Source organism: Streptomyces sp. NPDC002742, from assembly GCF_042888885.1.
Lineage (GTDB): Bacteria > Actinomycetota > Actinomycetes > Streptomycetales > Streptomycetaceae > Streptomyces.
Genome location: NZ_JBIAQF010000001.1, coordinates 579,600 through 599,442, shown reverse-complemented (window position 1 = coordinate 599,442; position 19,843 = coordinate 579,600). Strand labels below are relative to the sequence as shown.

At 69.5% G+C, this 19,843-nt stretch carries 14 protein-coding genes; 9 read left to right on the top strand and 5 right to left on the bottom strand.

The window, feature by feature from the left end; genetic code table 11:
- Positions 1 to 219: 219 nt before the first annotated feature.
- Together ACFYW8_RS02625 and ACFYW8_RS02620 are read left to right on the top strand one after the other, a co-directional pair.
- Positions 220 to 2,997, top strand: coding sequence for a lectin (locus tag ACFYW8_RS02625; RefSeq protein ID WP_389066469.1), 2,778 nt, complete (start codon positions 220 to 222; stop codon positions 2,995 to 2,997).
- 334 nt (positions 2,998 to 3,331) lie between these two features.
- Positions 3,332 to 4,216 (top strand): NAD-dependent protein deacetylase, encoded by an 885-nt coding sequence (locus tag ACFYW8_RS02620; RefSeq protein ID WP_389066466.1) that lies wholly within the window; start codon positions 3,332 to 3,334, stop codon positions 4,214 to 4,216.
- 124 nt (positions 4,217 to 4,340) lie between these two features.
- Here the strand turns inward: ACFYW8_RS02620 and ACFYW8_RS02615 are convergent, their stop codons facing one another.
- Positions 4,341 to 5,084, bottom strand: a complete 744-nt coding sequence (locus ACFYW8_RS02615) for a TetR/AcrR family transcriptional regulator C-terminal domain-containing protein (protein WP_365877271.1) — start codon at positions 5,082 to 5,084, stop codon at positions 4,341 to 4,343.
- A 129-nt stretch (positions 5,085 to 5,213) separates the two neighbouring features.
- Here ACFYW8_RS02615 and ACFYW8_RS02610 point away from each other — a divergent pair, with 129 nt between their 5' ends.
- A complete protein-coding gene (locus ACFYW8_RS02610; RefSeq protein WP_365877273.1) occupies positions 5,214 to 6,437 on the top strand; it encodes a saccharopine dehydrogenase C-terminal domain-containing protein in 1,224 nt (407 codons plus the stop codon).
- Between the two features lie 122 nt (positions 6,438 to 6,559).
- Here ACFYW8_RS02610 and ACFYW8_RS02605 read toward each other — a convergent pair whose 3' ends face one another.
- Positions 6,560 to 6,913, bottom strand: coding sequence for a VOC family protein (locus tag ACFYW8_RS02605; protein WP_389066458.1), 354 nt, complete (start codon positions 6,911 to 6,913; stop codon positions 6,560 to 6,562).
- Positions 6,914 to 7,253: 340 nt separating this feature from the next.
- Here ACFYW8_RS02605 and ACFYW8_RS02600 point away from each other — a divergent pair, with 340 nt between their 5' ends.
- Complete coding sequence (locus ACFYW8_RS02600) at positions 7,254 to 7,949, top strand: VWA domain-containing protein (protein WP_389066624.1); 696 nt, start codon at positions 7,254 to 7,256, stop codon at positions 7,947 to 7,949.
- Positions 7,950 to 7,978: 29 nt separating this feature from the next.
- Positions 7,979 to 8,587, top strand: a complete 609-nt coding sequence (thpR, locus tag ACFYW8_RS02595; RefSeq protein WP_389066621.1) for an RNA 2',3'-cyclic phosphodiesterase — start codon at positions 7,979 to 7,981, stop codon at positions 8,585 to 8,587.
- A gap of 129 nt (positions 8,588 to 8,716) precedes the next feature.
- Here the strand turns inward: thpR and ACFYW8_RS02590 are convergent, their stop codons facing one another.
- Positions 8,717 to 11,917 (bottom strand): TIM-barrel domain-containing protein, encoded by a 3,201-nt coding sequence (locus ACFYW8_RS02590; RefSeq protein ID WP_389066456.1) that lies wholly within the window; start codon positions 11,915 to 11,917, stop codon positions 8,717 to 8,719.
- 925 nt (positions 11,918 to 12,842) lie between these two features.
- Here ACFYW8_RS02590 and ACFYW8_RS02585 point away from each other — a divergent pair.
- Together ACFYW8_RS02585 and ACFYW8_RS02580 are read left to right on the top strand one after the other, a co-directional pair.
- On the top strand, positions 12,843 to 14,195 hold the full coding sequence (locus tag ACFYW8_RS02585; protein ID WP_389066451.1) for an alpha/beta hydrolase: 1,353 nt from the start codon (positions 12,843 to 12,845) through the stop codon (positions 14,193 to 14,195).
- Positions 14,192 to 15,781 (top strand): alpha/beta fold hydrolase, encoded by a 1,590-nt coding sequence (locus ACFYW8_RS02580; RefSeq protein ID WP_389066448.1) that lies wholly within the window; start codon positions 14,192 to 14,194, stop codon positions 15,779 to 15,781. The genes ACFYW8_RS02585 and ACFYW8_RS02580 overlap by 4 nt, the downstream gene beginning before the upstream one ends.
- 8 nt (positions 15,782 to 15,789) lie before the next feature.
- Here ACFYW8_RS02580 and ACFYW8_RS02575 read toward each other — a convergent pair whose 3' ends face one another.
- Both ACFYW8_RS02575 and ACFYW8_RS02570 read right to left on the bottom strand, forming a co-directional pair.
- The gene (locus ACFYW8_RS02575) at positions 15,790 to 16,332 is read right to left on the bottom strand and encodes a GNAT family N-acetyltransferase (protein ID WP_389066444.1); all 543 of its coding nucleotides are present in this window, start codon (positions 16,330 to 16,332) and stop codon (positions 15,790 to 15,792) included.
- A 63-nt stretch (positions 16,333 to 16,395) separates the two neighbouring features.
- Positions 16,396 to 16,845, bottom strand: a complete 450-nt coding sequence (locus ACFYW8_RS02570; protein ID WP_389066440.1) for an NUDIX domain-containing protein — start codon at positions 16,843 to 16,845, stop codon at positions 16,396 to 16,398.
- A gap of 246 nt (positions 16,846 to 17,091) precedes the next feature.
- On the opposite strand from ACFYW8_RS02570, the gene ACFYW8_RS02565 reads away from it, so the two are divergent.
- Together ACFYW8_RS02565 and ACFYW8_RS02560 are read left to right on the top strand one after the other, a co-directional pair.
- The gene (locus tag ACFYW8_RS02565) at positions 17,092 to 17,913 is read left to right on the top strand and encodes an SAM-dependent methyltransferase (RefSeq protein ID WP_365877290.1); all 822 of its coding nucleotides are present in this window, start codon (positions 17,092 to 17,094) and stop codon (positions 17,911 to 17,913) included.
- A gap of 654 nt (positions 17,914 to 18,567) precedes the next feature.
- Positions 18,568 to 19,839 (top strand): Rieske 2Fe-2S domain-containing protein, encoded by a 1,272-nt coding sequence (locus ACFYW8_RS02560; RefSeq protein ID WP_389066433.1) that lies wholly within the window; start codon positions 18,568 to 18,570, stop codon positions 19,837 to 19,839.
- Positions 19,840 to 19,843: the final 4 nt, after the last annotated feature.

The window sequence follows — 19,843 nt, the reverse complement described above, 5'->3', positions numbered from 1 at the left end:
TTGACATGACCCTGCCGCGTAGCTAGCTTCACGAAGAGTTCTCGTCTGCGCCCCCCGGCACTCGGGGCCCCCGGACCCCGTCAATGCGTCTCATCGCAGGCGCCCCATATCGACGATGAGACAACGTTGTCAAGCTCCGCCCTGGCTCAAGCACCACGCCCCTCACGTGAAGACAACGTTGTCAAGCCGTCTCCCGCCCACGAGTAGAGGAGAAACCCCGTGCTGACACGACTGTCGAGACCCCCCGGAACCGCCGCGATCGGCTTACTCGCCGCTGCGGCACTGGCCGCGGCCGGGCTGTGCACCCCTGCCTGGGCGGCAGGCAAGGCCGCGTTCGTCGCGTCACCGGCCACCGTGGTCAACCCGTTCATCGGAACGTCGAACCAGGCTGACGACTTCCCCGGAGCCGACGTGCCGTTCGGCATGGTGCAGTGGAGCCCGGACACGCCGTCGCGGCCCGACGGGGGCGGATACGAGTACAACGACTCGTCCGTCACCGGCTTCAGCCTCACCCACATCGCCGGACCCGGCTGCGGTGCGGCCGGCGACATACCGGTGCTGCCCACGGTCGGCACCGTGAACACCGGTGCGACGGACGCGTTCTCGCACGCCAACGAGTCGGCGTCCGCCGGCTCGTACAAGGTCGCCCTCAACAACCAGGTCACCACCGAACTGACCACCACGACACGCAGCGGCATGGCGCGCTTCACCTTCCCCTCGAGCAGCCAGGCCAACCTGATCTTCAAACTCACGGGAAGCCAGAACGGCGCCACCTCGACGCAGTTCACGAAGGTCTCGAACACCGAGGTGAGCGGCCAGGTCACCAGCGGCCACTTCTGCGGCGCGGGAAACACGTACAGCGTGTACTTCGACATGGTCTTCGACCAGCCGTTCGCCTCGCAGGGCACCTCGGTCGCGAAGACGTCGGCCACCACCCCCTCAAGTCCCGGCACGGTGTCGAAGAACGCCGCAGAGAAGCCCAACAAGCCTGTACTCCACGGCAAGACCCCCACCGCGACAGCCCCGGAGGCCGCCAAGGGCAGCGTCTCCCCGGACGCCGCCGCCTCGAACGGCTACGTCACCTTCAACACCACCACCAACCCGGTGGTGCAGGCCAAGGTCGGCATCTCCTACGTCTCGATCGCCAACGCGACGGCCAACCGGGCTACGGAGAACACCGGTTGGGACTTCAACGCGACCCGCACCGCCGCCCAGAACGCCTGGAACAGCGCACTCGGCAAAATACAGATCGCCGGCGGGACAGCCGCACAGCAGCAGAGTTTCTACACCGCGCTCTACCACTCGCTGCTGCACCCGAACGTCATCAGCGACACCAACGGCCAGTACTTCGGCTTCGACGGCAAAACGCACACCGTGGACACCGGCCACAAGGCGGCGTACGCCAACTACTCCGGCTGGGACATCTATCGCTCACAGGCCCAACTCGAAGGCCTGCTCGCCCCCCAGGTCGCCTCGGACACCGCGCAGTCGATGGTCGACGACTACGCCCAGACCGGACTCTTCCCCAAGTGGTCGGAGAACAACGGCGAGTCCTACGTCATGGTGGGCGACCCGGCCGACGCCATCCTCGCCGACTACTACGCCTTCGGCGCCAAGGACTTCGACACCACGACCGCCCTCGCCGACATGATCAAACAGGCGAGCACGGCGAACAACGACCGACCGGGCCTCAACTACCTGAACTCACCCGGTTACATGCCGCACGACGGCAGCTACGGCTGCTGCAACTTCTACGGCCCGGTCGCCACCACGCTGGAGTACAACACCGCCGACTTCGCGATCTCTGCACTGGCCGGGGCACTTGGCGACACCAGCCACCAAAAGACGTACGCCGACCGCGCCCAGGGCTGGCGCAACGTACTCAACCCCGCCTCCGGTTTCGTCGAACCGCGCAACGCCGGCGGCTCCTGGACCGGTGGCTTCGACCCCACCAGCGGCACCGACATGGTCGAAGCCGACTCCTGGATCTACACCGGGATGGTCCCGTTCAACATCGGCGGCCTGGCACACGCCAAGGGCGGCAACACAGCGATGAACCACTACCTGGACACCGTGCTGCGCAGCTACACCGGTGACAAGGGCTACGCATGGGTCGGCAACGAACCCAGCATCGAACTGCCTTGGGAGTACGACTACACCGGACAGCCCTACAAGACCCAGGGCACCGTCCGGGCCATCCAGGACCAGATCTGGGCGAACACCCCCGGCGGCCTGGCCGACGGCAACGACGATCTCGGCGCGATGAGCGCCTGGTACGTGTGGTCCGCACTCGGCATGTACCCCGAGACCCCCGGCACCTCCGACCTCGCCCTGGGCTCCCCCCTGTTCACACAGGCCGCGGTCACACTCCCTTCGGGCAGGACACTGACGATCAACGGCAACGGCGCCGCCGACAACGCCCCCTACGTACAGTCCGCGGCATGGAACGGCACCGCCTGGAACAACGCTTTCGCTCCCACCGCGGCGATCACCGACGGGGGCACTCTGGACTTCACCCTCGGCACCAGCGCCAACACCTCCTGGGCGACAGCGGCGTCCGCGGCACCGCCCTCCTACGCCGGTGACACCACGGCCCCGGCCTCGCCCCGGATCGGTGCCATCACCTCCGCGGTGGCGTCGAACCTGTGCGCGGACGACGCGAGTTCCTCCACCACCGACGGCACCCACGTCCAGATCTGGAGCTGCAACAGCACCTACGCCCAGGACTGGATCATCGCCGGCGACGGAACGGTCCGGACTCTCGGCAAGTGCCTGGACGCCGACCACAGCGGAACCACCAACGGCACACTGATCCAACTGTGGACCTGCAACGGCAGCGGCGCCCAGCAATGGACCACGGGGGCCAACGGATCGCTCGTCAACCCCCAGTCCAAGCTGTGCCTGGACGACCCCAACTCCACCACCACGACAGGGACCCAACTCCAGCTCTACAGCTGCAACGGCTCGAACGCCCAGAACTGGAGGCTGCCGACCTGAGCCACCGGCACCAGCACCCACTGCCTTGTCGGCGTGGACCTTGACCGGCTTTCGTCGGCGGGGTCCTCGCCGGGAGGGGTGGAAAGGGGGCCAGGCAGGGACGGGGATGCCCTTGAGGAGCCGGATCGGAGCTCAGGGACGTGCAGGAGCCATGAGCGATGGGATTTTGCCCTGGCGTCCGGCGAGCACCGAGGAGTCCGACTGCCGTGGCTGTCGTCGTGCGCCGCCGGGGAGTACTGGACAGCCCCGACGGACCGGAGATCCACCGCGTCCGCCATGCGGCCCGGTACCGGCGCGGCCCGCGTACCTGTCGTCGTGTCCGTACCCTGGGGATATGCGGATGCGCCCCACTCTGAGTTGGACCCCTGCCGGGGACCTGCCGCCCGGCACCACGGATCTGGAGCCGGTCACCGACGCGCTGAGCACTGGCGGTGTCCTTGTGCTCAGCGGGGCGGGAATCTCCACGGAATCGGGCATCCCTGACTATCGAGGCCCGAGCGGGACCTTGAGCCGGCACACCCCGATGACCTACCAGGACTTCACCGCAAGCGCCCAAGCCCGTCGACGGTACTGGGCGCGCAGTCACCTCGGCTGGCGAACCTTCGGCCACGCCCGCCCCAATGACGGGCACCGAGCCGTGGCCGCGTTCGGACGGCACGGCCTGCTCTCGGGGGTGATCACCCAGAACGTCGACGGTCTGCACCAGGCAGTCGGCAGCGAGGGGGTCGTGGAACTCCACGGGAGCCTGGACCGGGTCGTCTGCCTTGCCTGCGGCGCGTTCAGCCCGCGCCGCGAACTCGCCCGGCAGCTGGAGACGGCCAATCCAGGGTTCGAGCCGGTGGCCGCCGCGATCCACCCGGACGGTGACGCCGACCTGACCGATGAACAGGTCGGAGACTTCCGCGTGGTCCCCTGCGCGGTCTGCGGCGGCATCCTCAAACCGGACGTGGTGTTCTTCGGCGAAGCCGTTCCGCAGTCGCGGGTCGAGCAGTGCCGCCGACTGGTCCGGGAGGCGACCTCGCTGCTGGTCCTGGGCTCCTCACTGACGGTGATGTCCGGGCTACGGTTCGTCCGCCAGGCCGCCCAGGCCGGGAAGCCGGTGTTGATCGTCAACCGGGACCCGACCCGCGGCGACCAGCACGCCCTCACGCGCATCGCGCTCCCGCTGGGAGCGGCCCTCACCGCCGTGGCCGACCGGCTGGACATCCCCCTCGACTGAGCGGCGGGCCTGTGCGTCACCGGCGCCGGACTGCCCTGGAGTGAGCCCGTGAGTACCTGGGAAGCGTGCCGGGGAGGGGCGATGTCATCACCGTTGGCATAAGCCCCTCGGAGTCCGGTTCGCCTCAGGACTCTTGCGTGCTCGCGCTGTGGGGATATCGCCGGGCGCGTGCCCAGGCGAGCTGCTCCGCCGCGCTGTTCAGCAGTGTGTCGAGGACGACCGGGTAGGCACTGTGCGTCATCCGCCCGGCCAGGAGCCGCGCGGTGGCCGCGATGTGCGGGTGGGTGTCGGCGGGCAGCTCGGCGTAGGTGGAGTTCCACATCTCCTCGTCCGCCGCACGGGCCTCACCCGTCAGCGCCAGCGACCCGGCGTCCAGGGCCGCGAAGGCCAGCGTGAGGTCGATGAACGCGTGGTAGGCGACGACCGCGTCCGCGTCCGGGAAGCCCGCGGTGCGCAGGATGCCGAGGATCGTCTCGTCCACCGCGATCTCCCGGGGCCGGCCCGTGACCCGGCTGGCGGTCAGCACAGCCGCCTGGGGATGGGCGAGGTAGGAGGCGTGAATGGCCAGGCCGAGGGCCCGCAGGTCGGACCGCCATTCTCCGGAGGCTCTCCAGGTGTCCAGCGCCCGCCCGATCAGCTCCTCGCCGATGGCCCTGGTCAGGTCGTCCAGTCCGGCGAAGTACCGGTAGAGGGTGCTGGGGTCGGCGCCGAGGACCGCGCCGAGCCTGCGTGCCGTCAGTCCGGCGCTGCCGTGCTCCCGTAGCATCCGCAAGGCCGTCTGCACGATCAGCTTCTCGGACAGCACCGTGCCCCGCTTCGTCGGCCGGCGCCTGCGCCGTGCCGCCTCTGGCACCACCTGCTTCGCCACGCCAACCCTCCCTGCCAACCGCGCCGCACATCGGCCCTTATGCCAACATCGTTGACCTTAACCCAGGACATCCCGTTGCATCTGACCAGCCCCGGAGGCGTCCGTCTCCGGCAACGAAAGGTGTGTGACATGCGAGTTCTTCTGGTGGGCGCGGGGGGCGTCGGCACGGCCGTCACCCGGATCGCGGCCCGTCGCGACTTCCTGACCCACATGGTCGTCGCGGACTACGACCTCGCGCGGGCCGAGGCGGCCGTCGCGGCACTCAAGGAACACGGGGGCCGTTTCAGCGCGAGGCGCCTGGACGCCTCCGACGAGGACGCGGTCCGTCGGGCGCTCACGGAGGAGAAGTGTGACGCCCTGCTCAACGCGACCGATCCGCGGTTCGTGATGCCGCTGTTCAACGCGGCCCTCGCGGCGGGCACGCACTATCTCGACATGGCGATGTCCCTGTCCGCGCCGCACGCCACCCACCCCTACGAGCGATGCGGCGTGAAGCTCGGCGACGCGCAGTTCGAGCAGGCCGGCCCGTGGGAGCGTTCCGGGCGGCTGGCCCTGGTCGGCATGGGTGTGGAACCGGGCCTGTCGGACGTGTTCGCCCGGTACGCGGCAGACGAACTCTTCGACGAGATCGAGGAGATCGGCGTCCGTGACGGCGCCAACCTGACGGTCGAGGGCTACGACTTCGCCCCGTCCTTCAGCATCTGGACGACCATCGAGGAATGCCTCAATCCGCCGGTGGTCTACGAGAAGGATCGCGGCTGGTTCACCACCGAACCCTTCAGCGAACCCGAGGTCTTCGACTTCCCCGAGGGCATCGGCCCGGTGGAATGTGTCAACGTCGAGCACGAGGAGGTCCTGCTGATCCCCCGCTGGGTCGACGCCCGCCGGGTGACGTTCAAGTACGGCCTCGGCGACGACTTCATCGACAAGCTGAAGACCCTCCACGAGCTGGGTCTGGACGCGACCCAGAAGGTCACGGTCCCCTCGGAGAACGGGCCCGTGGCCGTCTCTCCGCGTGACGTGGTCGCCGCCTGCCTGCCCGACCCGGCGACGCTGGGCGACCGCATGACCGGCAAGACCTGTGCGGGCACCTGGGTCAAGGGCACCAAGGACGGCTCGGCTCGCGAGGTCTACCTCTACCACGTGGTCGACAATCAATGGTCGATGCGCGAGTACGGATCCCAGGCGGTGGTGTGGCAGACCGCGGTCAACCCCGTCATCGCCCTCGAACTCGTCGCGGGCGGAGCCTGGTCGGCCGCCGGCGTCCTCGGCCCGGAAGCCTTTCCGCCCCGCCCCTTCCTCGACCTGCTCACCGAGTACGGCTCCCCGTGGGGCCTGCGCGAGGAGGGCTGACGGCCGGCGCAGGCCAAGCCGGGGAACAGCCGCCGGTGCGGGGGCGGAGCGAGGGTGAGCGGTGAGCGGGCCGGGCTGTTCACATCACCGCTTCAGAGGAGCTCGCCTCAGTGGAGCAGCGGTCACGCGGGCTGCCACAGTTCGACCCGGTTGCCCTCGGGATCGACGACCCAGCCGAATCGGCCGACACCCTCCATGTCCTGCGTCTCCCGCGCCACCTCCGCTCCCTTGGCGCGCAACTGGGCGAGCATCGCGTCCAGGTCGCGGACACGGAAGTTGAGCATGGTCTGCTGGGCGCGGGACCCGAAATAGTCGCTCTCGGACTCGAACGTCGCGAACACCGTCGGCCCGGCTTCCTGACGCCACACGCCGTTCTCATCGGCGTCCAGGCCCAGGCAATCGCGGTACCACGCTCCCAGGGACACGGGGTCGGCCGCCCGGATGAAGTATCCACCGATTCCAAGCACACGTTCCATGCCGCTATGGTGCCAGGACCGTGATCGGGCGCCGTGGCACCACACCATCGCCGCCAACGGCGCTGTCGTCGTTTTCCGGTCGGCGCGAGTCCGCCCGGGGACTTCGTCAGCGGGGACGACCGGCCTCCGGCGTAGAGGCCCCCACGGATCCGGTTCGCCGTCGATGACGCCGTTGACGCCGTTGACGCCGTTGACGCCGAGCCTCCGCTTCCGGACGGACAGAACTCGACTCGCGGCATGGTCACGACCGCCAAGATGAGGACCGTAGCCCGACAAAGGAGTGGTGGACGTGGTCGATGCTCAGGATGGTGCCGGTATTCCGGCCATCAGCCTGTCCAAGATGCAGTCGCAGGCCCCGGACCTGGTCAGCCTCTACAAGACCGCCGGGTCCAGCGTGCGCGCGCACGGTCTTGAGGGGGTACGCGCCGCGGTCTATCTCGTGCTGGACCGCTCCGGGTCGATGCGGCCCTACTACAAGGACGGCACCATGCAGCATCTTGGTGAGCAGGTCCTCTCCCTGTCCGCGCACCTCGATGACAACGGCACGGTACCGGTGGTGTTCTTCTCCACCGACGTCGACGGGTCCACCGACCTCAAGCTCGGAGGTCACCGGGGCCGCATCGACAAGCTCCACGAGAACCTCGGCCGCATGGGTCGCACGAACTACCACTGGGCCATGGACGAGGTGATCCACCACTACGCGGAATCCGGCAACCGCTCCCCCGCCCTGGTGATCTTCCAGACCGATGGTGGACCCTCCAGCAAGCGCGCCGCGGAGCGCTATCTGTGCAAAGCCGCCCGCCTGCCGCTGTTCTGGCAGTTCATCGGTTTCGGTGACCCCGACGACAACGAGTTCGCCTTCCTCCGCAGGCTCGACGATCTGGACGTACCCAGACATCGCATCGTCGACAACGCGGGCTTCTTCCACGCCGGCCGTGATCCGCGCGCAGTGCCTGACGATCTGCTCTACAGCCGGCTTCTGCAAGAGTTTCCCAGGTGGCTTTCGTCCGCCCGTACCGCTCAGGTCCTCCAGTGAGGGACGCCATCACCCATGGCGTGTGCGGTATGAATTCTGGTGTGAACGATCAGACGCAGCCCTCGACCGTTCGCGTGTTCATCGCTCTTGCGCCGCCTGACCACGCGAAAGAAGAACTGGCCCGGGAGCTACGCCCCGCCTACGAAACACATCCTCATGTGCGGTGGAACCGCATCGAGGACTGGCACATCACCCTGGCGTTCCTGGGAGAAATCCAGGTTGCGACAGTTCCTCTTCTCGGACCGCCTCTCGCGGACCTCGCGGCGGACCGCCAACCACCCTTCCTGGCACTGCGCGGCAGCGGCAGCTTCGACGACCGCGTGCTGTGGAGCGGAATCGACGGAGAGCTCGACGCACTGCACGAGCTCGCCGCCGATGTGCGTACCACCGTCAGGAACTGCGGGGTCACCTTCGAGGACCGACCGCTTCGCCCCCATCTGACGTTGGCCCGCGCCCGCAGGGGAGACCGATCCTCCGCAGCGGAAATCGCCCGAGGGATCGCCGAATTCACCGGCCACCGGTGGCCCGCCGAACGTCTGCACCTGGTCGGCAGCAACTTCGGCCGTAGCAGCGGACCGATCCACTACCGTGACATCGAGGCCTGGACCCTCGGCATCGGTAACTCCACTCGGTCCTGAACGTCACCCTGCTCTTCGATGCCGATGTGTGCCCTCGCGCCGCACCGGAACGGCAGCGCGAGGGCACACAGGCACACGAGAAGGACGACCCCCGGCCCTGGGCCGGGGGTGGACCCTACTTGTGGCTCCCTACTGGTAGGTGACGGTGATCGGGGCGTGCACGCTGTGGCGTGGCAGCGTGATGGTCAGAACCTTCGAGGTGCTGTCCCAGTGGTAGGCGTGCGGGGACAACCGCATACCGGTCGCCGAGACCTCGGTGGGTGCGTGGGTCCCCAGGATCGAGAGCGTCCACAGGCGGGTCTTGACCTGGCCGGGGAACGAACCCTTCATCGGACCGATGGACACCGTGTGGTGCGAACCGTTCTGCCTGTATCGGATGGTCGTCGTGGCGCTCCGGCTCCTGTGGTCGGTCATGCCGTTGTCCTCGTAGAGGTGGAACGAGCCGGACGAACCCGCGGCGACGGTGAGTGTGACGTCGGTCAGGGGGTTTCGGTCGTTGCTGGACACGTTGTGCGTGCGGGTGGGCAGGATTCCGCCCGCCTTGATGAACACCGGCATCGAGTTCAGGTCGGTGGTCACCTCCCGGGTGCCGCCGCCTGTGTAGGTCTCACCGGTGAAGTAGTCGGTCCACCGGCCGGGCGGGAACCACACCGAGGTGGTGGCCGAGGTGCCCGGCGTGGTCACGGGTGCGACCAGGATGTCGGAGCCGTAGAAGTACTCGCTGTTCGCGGCGGCGTAGGCCTGGGGCTCGTCGGGGTACTCCAGGTAGGTGGGGCGGACGATGGGCACGCCGGTGCGGTTCGCCTCCTCGGCGAGCGTGTAGGTGTAGGGCACCAGGTTCTCGCGGAGATTGAGGAACTTGTCGGCCGACTGCCGCGCCGCCGCGCCGTACTGCCAGGGCAGCCGGTCGCTGTGGTTGCTGTGCAGGCGGTCGATGGGCTGGAAGGCACCGAACTGGACCCAGCGGGCGTACAGGTCGTCGGGCAGTTTGTGGGTCGTTCGTGTCTGCCCGCCTTCGGTGTACTTCTCCGAACCGGCCAGCCCCGTCGTGTCGTTGTGGCCCCCGATGTCGTGGGTGATGGCCGCCATCCCGGTCGCGGCGGACTCCCCCGGGGTGTATCCGACCTCCAGCTTCAATGTGCCCCAGGTCGAGGAGGTGTCGCCGGTGAAGTGGACGGTGGAGCGCTTGTCCGCCCATGGCCCGGTCGGCAGGCCCCGCTGGCCGCTGTACCCGGCCGCCTGCAACGAGCCGTACGCACGCGAGAGGACGAATCCGCGGCCGGGGGTCGCGGCGGCGGCGGTGGCGTACTGCTGGTTGATCCACGCGTCCGGGGTCACGCCCTGGAGTGACGAGTGCGATGCGTCGCAGCACCAGTCGAGCCACCAGAAGTCGTTGCCTTGCTGGTCCATGGTCCGGTGGAGGTCCATGTACGCCTTGAGCTGGTCCGGGTCGCCGAAGTCGAAGGTGTAGCAGTTGTTCTCGACGTTGGCGCCCGAGGCGCAACCCCCCTTCGTCAGCTTGCCCTTGGCCGTGGCCTGCGCCTGGGCGAACTGGGGGTCGGACGCGAGGATGCTGGGGTGCACATTGAGCGTGTTGTGCAGGCCCTGGGATGCCGACCAGTCGAAGAAGCCCTTGGGGTCGGGGAACTTCGCGGTATCCATCTCCCAACCGCTCCAATTGTTCACGGCTTTGAAGTCCGTGTCGGTCACCAGGACGTCCAGCGGGGTGCCTTCGGACTTGAACGCCGGGAGGATGGCGTTCTGGTAGTCCGCCGCGGTGCGGTCGATGTACTCCGAGTACCAGACGCCGTAGGCCCATTGAGGCAGCAGTGCGGGCGGTCCGGTCAGCGTCGCCAGATCGCCGAGCCCCTGCTTGTAGTCGTGTCCGTAGCCGAAGACGTAACCGTCCTGGTAGGGCGCGCCACCGTGGTCGGGGCGGGGCACTGCCTTGTGCGCCGTGGAGTCGTACAGCGCTGACGGCGTGTCGTCCAGCAGATACCAGCCGTCCTGGTTGAGCAGGCCGGGCGTCGTGACGAGCGCGCCTTCGTTGCCGGTCACGCCGTCGAGGCCCCGCCGGTATCCGCCGAGGGCGATGTGCGGCTGGGGCGCGGGCGCCTCGGGAGCGGCCACCGAGACGGTGTCCGCGTTGATGTGACAGGCAGCCGTGTCGGGGCAGCCGAGGGTGACGTCGTCCGTGCCCGCTGTGAGCCTCACGGGCACGGAGGCCGTCTGCCAGTCGTCCCAGTCCTTCGTCGCGGCGAACGACAAGGTGCTGTCGGTGCCGGCCGCGGATACCGTGGCGGTGCGGTTCTGGTGGAGGCCGTCGCCGCCGACGCCGTTGGCGTAACGCACCCTGAGGCTGTAGACGCCGTCGGCGGGCACACCGACCACATGGGTCGTCAGGCTCGATCCTTGGTGGAGGTCACCCACGAATCCGCTGCCGGCATATCCCTCGTGATCGGTCGCGTCGACCGCCGTCCCGCCGATGCGTCCGGCCTCCGCCTCGCAGCTCACGCCGTACAGACAGTCCGTGATCGCGGTGCTGGAGACGGGCGGGTACGCGTCGCCGGGACGGACGAGCGCCAGGCTGTCGACATTGACATTGCCGGAGTCCGCGGCGCTCCGGGTCAGGGCGAGCGTGTGGTGACCCGCGCCGAGTCGGACGCCGGCGGTGACGACGTTCCACGTGTCCCAGTTCGCCGTGACCGGTAAGGACACCGTCTGCGGCGCACCGCCGTCCACGGAGAGCGTCAGGGTGCGGGTCCGGGTCTGGCCGTCACCGCCACGGGAGTTGGCGTACCGCAGATCGAACTGATACGTCCCGTCACTATTGACATCGATGTCAGCGGACGCCGAGTCGCCTGTGCCCTCGAAGCCGGCCACGAAGCCTGTCCCGGTGTGACCGCCGTGGTCGGAGGCCACGGAAAGCCCGTTGAGGCGTACGCTCTCGGCCTCGCACAGTGCGCCGAGCGTGCAGGTCAGACGCTGCCAGGGGGCGGCGGTCACGGGAGCGGGACCCGCCGCCGACTGCACCGAGAGGTTCTGCGCGTTGAACGGCCCGGAGTCGGTCTTGTAGCGCAGGCTCATCGCGCTCGTCCGTATGGTGAGCCAGCCGTTGGACGTGTCGGCACTGTACGCGGCCGGCTCGAACCCCTCGCGGCCGACGGCGTTGAACGTCGGTTCGTCGGTGAACTTCCGGTCGCCCGCGTATTCGGTGCGGATCAACGTGGGCGAGAGGATCTCGAAGCGCGCGTCCCCCGATGACAAGGTCGGGATTCGAGGGCCGTGCGCACCACCGGCTGACGCCGAGTCAGCGCCTGTCAATGTCATGGCGGCAGCCACGGCGAGGGCAACGGCGACGCTTGCCCGCTGCCGTAAGGATCTCAGCCGTCGCCTCTTCGGACGAGTCGTCATGCGCAACATCCGTTCTGCTTGCTGCGGGGAACCGTTCCCCGTATGCCGGTTGAGACACGGAGTCGGGCTTCCCTCTGGCGGGCAATCTTCGGACTGCGGCCTTCTCCGGGAGCGCGGCGTACAGGATGAAACCCGCCTCGGACCCCGCCCACAGAGATCAGCACCTGGCATCAGAGCATGTGCACTCTCCCGGTGTCCATATGGCCGACCACGGAGTTCCCGGCCGCGAAATCACGCTACGACCTTCATCGCACCGTGCCGTACGAGCAGGACGGAGCAGGACGCCGTCCGCTCAGCGCCTCGGGCTCAAGCCCGGGATGACCGCGCGTCTTGAGGCCGAGGGCGAGAGCGGCCCGGGGACCGCGAGGCACCGCGGGGTGACCGGCGTCGGGGTGACGCCGAGGCCCCAAGTGGAGCCCACGAGTGGTGGACGTCTCCCCGCCGACCGAGGCTGGCGTACGCAGTGCCCGCCCCGGCCACGCGGTGGCGGGCCGAGCCACGCGACGTCGTCCCGGTCGAGAGTGCCGGGGTCGTCAGAGAGCGGGATCACATGACGGAACAGGGCATCGGTTCGGGCTGCCTGCCGTCCGCTCGCGGGAGCGGCAGGACCGTACGAAAGTGGGCGCTCCACCGGTACGCACGACGGCGGCCCCGGCGCGCGCGCACCACGACGGCGATCGCCGCGGCCTCTCTGGCCTTCCTGGGCGCGGCCGGCACGGCACCGAGCGGTGCCGTGCCGGCACTCGGCGCCGGCCCCCGGCCGGGGCCTGCGGCACGGTTCGTGCCCGGCCCGTGCCCACGGACGCCCGAGCCGGTCCCCGGGCGATGCGGTGTTCTGTCGGTGCCCGAGAACCGCGCCCACCGGGGAGGGCGGACCATCCGGCTGACGGTTGCCGTCATTCCGGCCGCGTCGGCGACACCGGCGAAGGACCCGGTGGTGTTCATGACCGGGGGTCCCGGAGGCGACGCGATCGAGGAGATTCCCTTCCTGATCGGCGCCGGTGTGAACCGGGACCGCGACCTCGTCGTCATGGCCCAGCGCGGAACGCTGCATGCGCGGCCGAACCTCGCCTGCCCGGAGATCGACCGGTTCTACGCGGATGCCGTGGGGCTGCGCTACGACGCGCCGTCGACCGGACGCCTCCTGGTGCGCGCGACGAAGGAGTGCAGAGACCGTCTGGCGGCCGACGGAGTCGAGCTGGGTGCCTACAACACCACTGAGAACGCCGCCGACTTCGCCGATCTGCGTACAGCGCTGGGCATCCGCCGGTGGGACGTCTACGGGTACTCCTACGGCACCGACCTGGCCCTCACCTTCCTTCGGCGTCACCCCCAGGGGATTCGTTCGGTGGCGATCGACTCCGTCGTACCTCCGCAGATCGTGAGTCTGCCGTGGACCTGGGACAGCGCCCGGGAAGGAATCGGCGCGATCTTCGCGGCGTGCGCGGCCCAGCCGCGCTGCAAGGGCCGTTACCCCGATCTCCCGCGCACGCTGACCCAGCAGGTACGGCGGCTGGAGGCGCACCCCCTGGCGGTGACAGCGCCGCCGCCGGGCGGCGGAGACCCGGTGAAGGTCGTCCTCGACGGGGGCGCGCTGGTGAACCTGCTGGTCGCCAACGCCGTCCCGGCCGTCGACGTCCCCGCGGCCCTCGACGAACTCGCCCACGGACACCCCGATCGTTTCGCGCAGGCCCGCGCCGCCGGCGCGAATCCCGTCATCGGCGAGTTCGCGCACGGTCTGACGCAGTCGGTGGCGTGCAGCGAGTGGGTACCGGGATATTCGCCGTCCGACCTGCTGAAGGCGGGGCGCAGGGCGTTCCCCGGGTGGCCCGACCCGGTCCTGGCACAGGCACCCCAGCTGCCCTTCGAGCACGACGTGTGCCGCGTCTGGGATGTCCCGGACCGCACCCCCGTCCAGAGGATCGCGACCGTCAGCAACGTGCCGACGCTCATCCTCTCCGGGACGTTCGACGCGAAGACCGGAGCCCGCTGGGGGCCCTACACGGGCCGTACCCTGCCCCGCTCGACCGCCGTGCGGATTCCCGGCATCGGCCACTGGGTGGTCCCCCAGTCGCCCTGCGCGGCAAGCGTCCTGACCTCTTTCCTCATCCGTCCGGCCTCGCCCGACACCGCCTGCGTGGCGGGACTCGCGCCCAAGCCGTTCACCATCACCCCCGATCCGGAGAACTCATGATGTCCATCCACCCGCCCCACCCCCGACGCGGCCTGCGACGGTTCCCGGGCGCACTGGCCGGAGCGACGGCCGGAGTCCTCGCCGTCGGTCTCGCCGTGACACCCGCGCGGGCCGAGGGTGCCGCCGCAGCGCCGCTGGGCTCGGTCGCCCGGACGGTCGGCGACGCCCGCTTCGTGCCGGGCGCCTGCCCGCGGACGGCGGACCCGGTCCCCGCTCTCGAAGGGGCCCGCTGCGGGACGCTCACCGTGCCCGAGAACCGTTCACGCCACAAGGGACGGAAGATCACCCTCGGAGTCGCGATCGTATCGGCGGCCACGAGCAGACCGGCGCGCGATCCGATCGTGTGGTTCGCCGGCGGCCCCGGCGACGACGCGGTCTCCGAGGCCCAGCTGGCGATCGACGGAGGCCTGAACCGCGACCGGGACGTGATCTTCATGTCCCAGCGCGGGACCTACTCGGCCGACCCGGTGCTCACCTGTCCCAACGTCGACGAGTTCAACGCACGCGCCGTCGGCCTCGTCTACGGTGCGCCGTCCACCGGTCGCCTGCACGTCGCGGCGACGCGGGCCTGCCGGGAGCGGTCGGCGAGCCGCGGCGACATCAGCGCGTACGACAGCATCGAGAGCGCCACCGACTACGCCGACCTGCGCGTCGCGCTGGGCATCAAGCAGTGGAACGTGTTCGGCATCTCCTACGGCACCGACCTGGCTCTCCAGTACATGCGTGACCATCCCAAGGGCATCCGGTCGGTCGGCATCGACGGCGTCCTGCCGCCGTCCCTGGCAGGCGGGGCCGTGACCTGGAGCGCCGCGCGGCAGGGCTTCGACGGCCTGTTCGAGGCCTGCGCCGAGCAGCCCGCCTGCAACAACCGCTATCCGAACCTGTCGGACACCTTCGAACGCCTCGTCCGCCGGCTCGAAGCCCGACCGCTCACCACCACCGTCACCGTGCCGGGTCAACCGGCCCCGGTGAAGGTCGTACTGGACGGCGGAGTCCTGGTGAACTGGCTGACCTCCGCCACCCACGTGGCGGCCGGAGTGCCCCGGTCCATCGACGAGCTGGCCCACGGCAACCCGCAGCGCATCGCCGAGCAGTGGGCGGGAGGCAAGCTCAGCCCCCAGGCCATGGGCAGGATCGCGCACGGGCTCGCCTACGGCGTGTTCTGCCGCGAATGGACACCGTTCGAGAGCGAGGCCGATGTGATCCGGGGCGGCCGGCGCGCGTTCCCCACGTTCCCCCGCTCGGTGCTCGCCAACGCCCCCCAACTCCCCTTCCTCCACGCGGACTGCCGCGCCTGGGACGTCCCGGCGGCACCGCGCTCGGTGCGCGAGGTGACGCGGAGCGACATCCCGACCCTCGTCATGTCAGGCGGGTTCGACGCCCAGACCGCGCCGAGCAACGGTGCTTACGTGGCTCGTACGTTGAGCCGGTCCACCACGATCACGGTCCCGTACGTCGCCCATGTCGCCTTCGCCGAGTCGCCGTGTGCCCAGGCGATCACCACCTCGTTCTTCAACCGCCCGACCGCGCCGAACACGGGATGCCTGGCAGGTCTGCGGCCGCCCGAGTTCGACACCGGATCGTAGGAGTGGGATCAGGGGCGGTTCAGACCCCACGTCTGCAGGGCGTAAGGCCGCCCCTTCTCCTCACCTGTGATCAGCGGCACGTCGAGCAGTCCGAATCCCGCCTTGGTGGCCACGCCGACGCTGGCGGCGTTCTCGGCCTCCAGCTCCAGGATCACCTGGCTCGCTCCCAGCTGCTCGAAGGCATAGTTGGCCATCACCCGGACCGCCCGCGCGGCGAGCCCCTGGCCGCGGTGCGCCGGGCCGACCGCATAGCCGAGCTCCGTGCCCTCAGGGGCGCGCCGCAGCATGACCTCTCCGAGCGGTGCGCCGCCGTCGACAGTGATGGCGAGGAGCATGACCGTGCCCTGCGCCCGCAACTGCCGGTCCCGCTCCAGGCGTGCGCGGGCGGCCGCCTCGTCGAACGGTGAGACGAGCGGTGTCCAGTACGCGATGTCGGGGTGGTCGAACAGATCCGGCATCGCCGTCAGGTCCGCCTCGGTCCAGTCTCGGAGGACGAGCCCCTCCCCCGAGAGCTCGATCCGCTCGGGAAAGGACGACATGCTGCTGTTCATGGTGCGGACCTCTCTGGCCTGTTCAGGACCAGGCAGGATACCTGGGCCGATTGCTCCACCCGGTCAGACCGCGTCCAAGTCCCTCAGCAACTGCGGCCATGTGGCGGCGAATCCGGGGTGGAGGGGAAGCGAGTCGGTCTCGGCAGAGGTGCACCACCGGTAGGCGACGCCCTCGCCGTCGCCACGGTGCGGGGAGAACGGCTCCATGACGTCCATGACGAGGGTGTGGTAGGCCCAACCGCCGTGGTCGTCCACGACAGTGCGGACGTGACGCAGTGCCGGAACGACGCCGAGTTCCTCCGCGAACTCCCGCCGGGCGCCGTCCCACGGGCTTTCACCGGCTTTCAACGCTCCGCCCGGAATGCTCCAGGTGCGGCGATGATGGACTCTCCAGGAGCGGCGCTGGAGCAGGAACCGGCCGTCCTGGCGCAGGAGCAGCCCCGCGGCACCGTGCGGGCCCCAATGGCGGCATCCGCGCCGGTCCCTGACGTACCCGCGGCTGGTGTCGGCCATGTTGCCTCCCGTGCGTGGTGCCGGCCTGGGCCGGGTGGGCTGAACAAGCTTCGGAACGAGTGCCATCCTGCTGTGCAACGCGTCCGCAGTGCAGAGAAATGAGCCCTGACGCTCGCGGAGTCGCCCTGCGAAGCTCCAGTCGGCAACCAAAGGTCCCCGTGTTCGAAGCCGACCTGTATTCTCCTGGCTCGACAACCGCTGTGGATCCAGGGCCAAGGGCCGTCATGCACAAGCGAGGAGAACACGTTGTTACCCGAGTCAGCTCGAGGGCCGGCGCCCATCGACACCAGCAAGCCGCACCCTGCCCGCATGTACGACTACTACCTGGGCGGCAAGGACCACTACCCGGTGGACGCCGAGGCGGCTGAGCAGGTACTCGGCCACACCCCGAACGCCCGCACCATCGCCCGCGCCAACCGGCTGTTCATGCACCGGACCGTGCGCGTGCTGGCCCGCGATCACGGAGTGCGGCAGTTCCTCGACATCGGCACCGGCGTGCCGACCGAGCCCAACCTGCACCAGATCGCGCAGGCGCAGGCCCCGGAGTGCCGGGTGGTCTACGCCGACAACGATCCGATCGTGCTGGCTCACGCGCGGGCACTGCTGCAAGGTACCCCCGAGGGCCGGGTGGCCTACGTGCAGGCGGACGTGCGAGAACCGAAGGCCATCCTCGAGTCCGACGAGACCCGGACGACGTTCGACTTCGACCAGCCGATCGCGCTGAGCCTGTGTGCCCTGATGCATTTCGTGCCCGACGAGCACGGCGCGTACGAGATAGTGCGGGAACTCGTCGACGCGCTCCCGTCCGGCAGCTTCCTGACGCTCAGCCACGGCACCACCGACTTCGACCCGGTGGGCATGGCCCGTACCCAGGACGTGTACGTCCGTGCCCGCATCCCGATCCAGCTGCGGTCCAGGACTCGAATCGCCCGCTTCTTCGACGGGTTGGACCTGCTGCCGCCGGGGCTGGCCGTAACGCATCGCTGGCACCCGGAGCCGGACCAGCCGCTGGCCGACATCACCGACGCCGAGGCCGGCTGCTACGGCGGAGTGGCCCGCAAACCGTGACCGATCAGTCCCGCCCGTCGGTCCGTCCGGGCAGGCGGGCGGGTTCCTGATCGACCGGGCCGCGGCCGACACGGCGCGACCTCGGTCGAGGTCCGCCTGCCACAGGTCCGGACCGAACACCTCGTACTGGATGTCGTGCGGTGCGACAACATGCTGGAGCAGCATGCTCCGCAGCGGTCGCATGAACGCCGACGGCCCGCACATGTGGAACGGCGTGGAACGGCGCGGGTGCCGGGTGGCACCGCCGAGCCCTCGCTCCGGGCCGTACGGACTGCCGTGACCGGGACCGATGCTGAAAAGACGAGAAGCGGCCCAGCGAGCCATGCCGTCCGCACCGGTGGCCGGGGCCGGAGTCGGCATTGCCTGACTCTCATGAGGGGCGACGGCTCGACGGCAATCTCACGAGGGGCATCGGGACCCGGCCGCCTCGGCGCGGGCCGGGCCGAGGCCCCACCAACGCGCCTCTGCGGTTGACGACCGGGGTGCCCCCGGCGACCGTAGGGAGGTGGAGCCCCTGCGTCGGCGGCGGGTCACCCGCGTCGGCGTCGGCCGCCGGCAGTGGCGTCGGAGCCGTTGCGGGACACCGTGAACCGGGTGGGCGGTATCCCCGACCGCACGACACGACCTCCCGCGCGAGCGCAAAGGACCCCAGCCATGACCGAGGCCCGACCCGACCGCTCCGGAACAGACCGGCAGGACCCGTCGTCCGCGACCGGCCCACTGGCGTATCCGCCCCATCGCCTGGACGGCCGCCTCGGTGACCTGCCCGGTCCGGTACCCGATCTGCGGCGGACCGGTATCTCCCCGGACCACTGGTATCCGGTGGCGACCTCCCGGAGCGTACGGCGCAACCGGACGTTCGCGGCCGTGTTCGCCGGCGAGCGGATCGCGCTGTACCGGGGGCGCAGCGGCACGGTCCACGCGTTGGAGGACCGCTGCGCGCACCGTCAGGTACCACTGAGCATGGGTGTGGTGGAGGGCGACATTCTGCGCTGCTGCTACCACGCCTGGGCCTACCGCGGCGACGGCCGCATCTCGCAGATCCCCTACCTGCCCAAGGGCTGCGTGCGCCCGCCGCGCGGGGTACGTTCCTACCCGGTCCGAGAAGCCTACGGTCTGGTGTTCGTGTTTCCCGGAGACCCGGCTCTGGCCGCGACGGCGCCGTTCCCGTTGCTGCCCGAATACCATTCGGCCGCCCATCGCACCATGACGTTCTCCCGGACGGTGCGGTGCCACTACTCCTTCATGCACGAGAACCTGCTCGACATGAACCACCAGTTCCTGCACCGAAGCGTGCTCGGCAGGATCCGGCCCGAGCTGCTCGGTTACGAGACGGGCCCGCGTCACGTCGAGGCCCGGTACCTCTTCGTCCCCGCCGGAGGGCGCAAGGACCGGGGCGCGGGCCTGCTGTCCGCGGAGGGGATCGGCGGGCGGGACAGGCCCGACGTCATCACCATCCGCACCGAGTATCCGTACCAGACCCTGCGGGACGTCCCGGAAGGCACCGACCTCCCGGTGTTCTCCCTCTGGGCCGCATACGTACCGGAGGACGCGGAGCAGCGCGTCAACCACGCCTACGGTCTGCTGACGATCGCGAAACCGCCGGTTCCCGGGGCGCTGCACCTCGCCTGGCCGCTCATCCGCCGCTTCACCGAGCGGGTCTTCACCCAGGACCGCACGGCGGTCGAGGCCGAACAGCGCGCCTGGGACGAACAGGGCGAGGACCGCAACCACGAGGTGTTCCCGCTCATCCTGGACCTCCGCGACGTGCTGCGTGGCAATGGCGTGCCGCTGAGCCCGGAGCGGGCATCCGGATGCGCGCCCTGCGGGTTCACCGCCCCGCCGCAACACGTCGGTGTCACGGACCACGCCGGGCCGATGCGGTCCGCCGGCCCGTCCACGGAAGGTGTCATCAGGTCCGAGTAGGCCC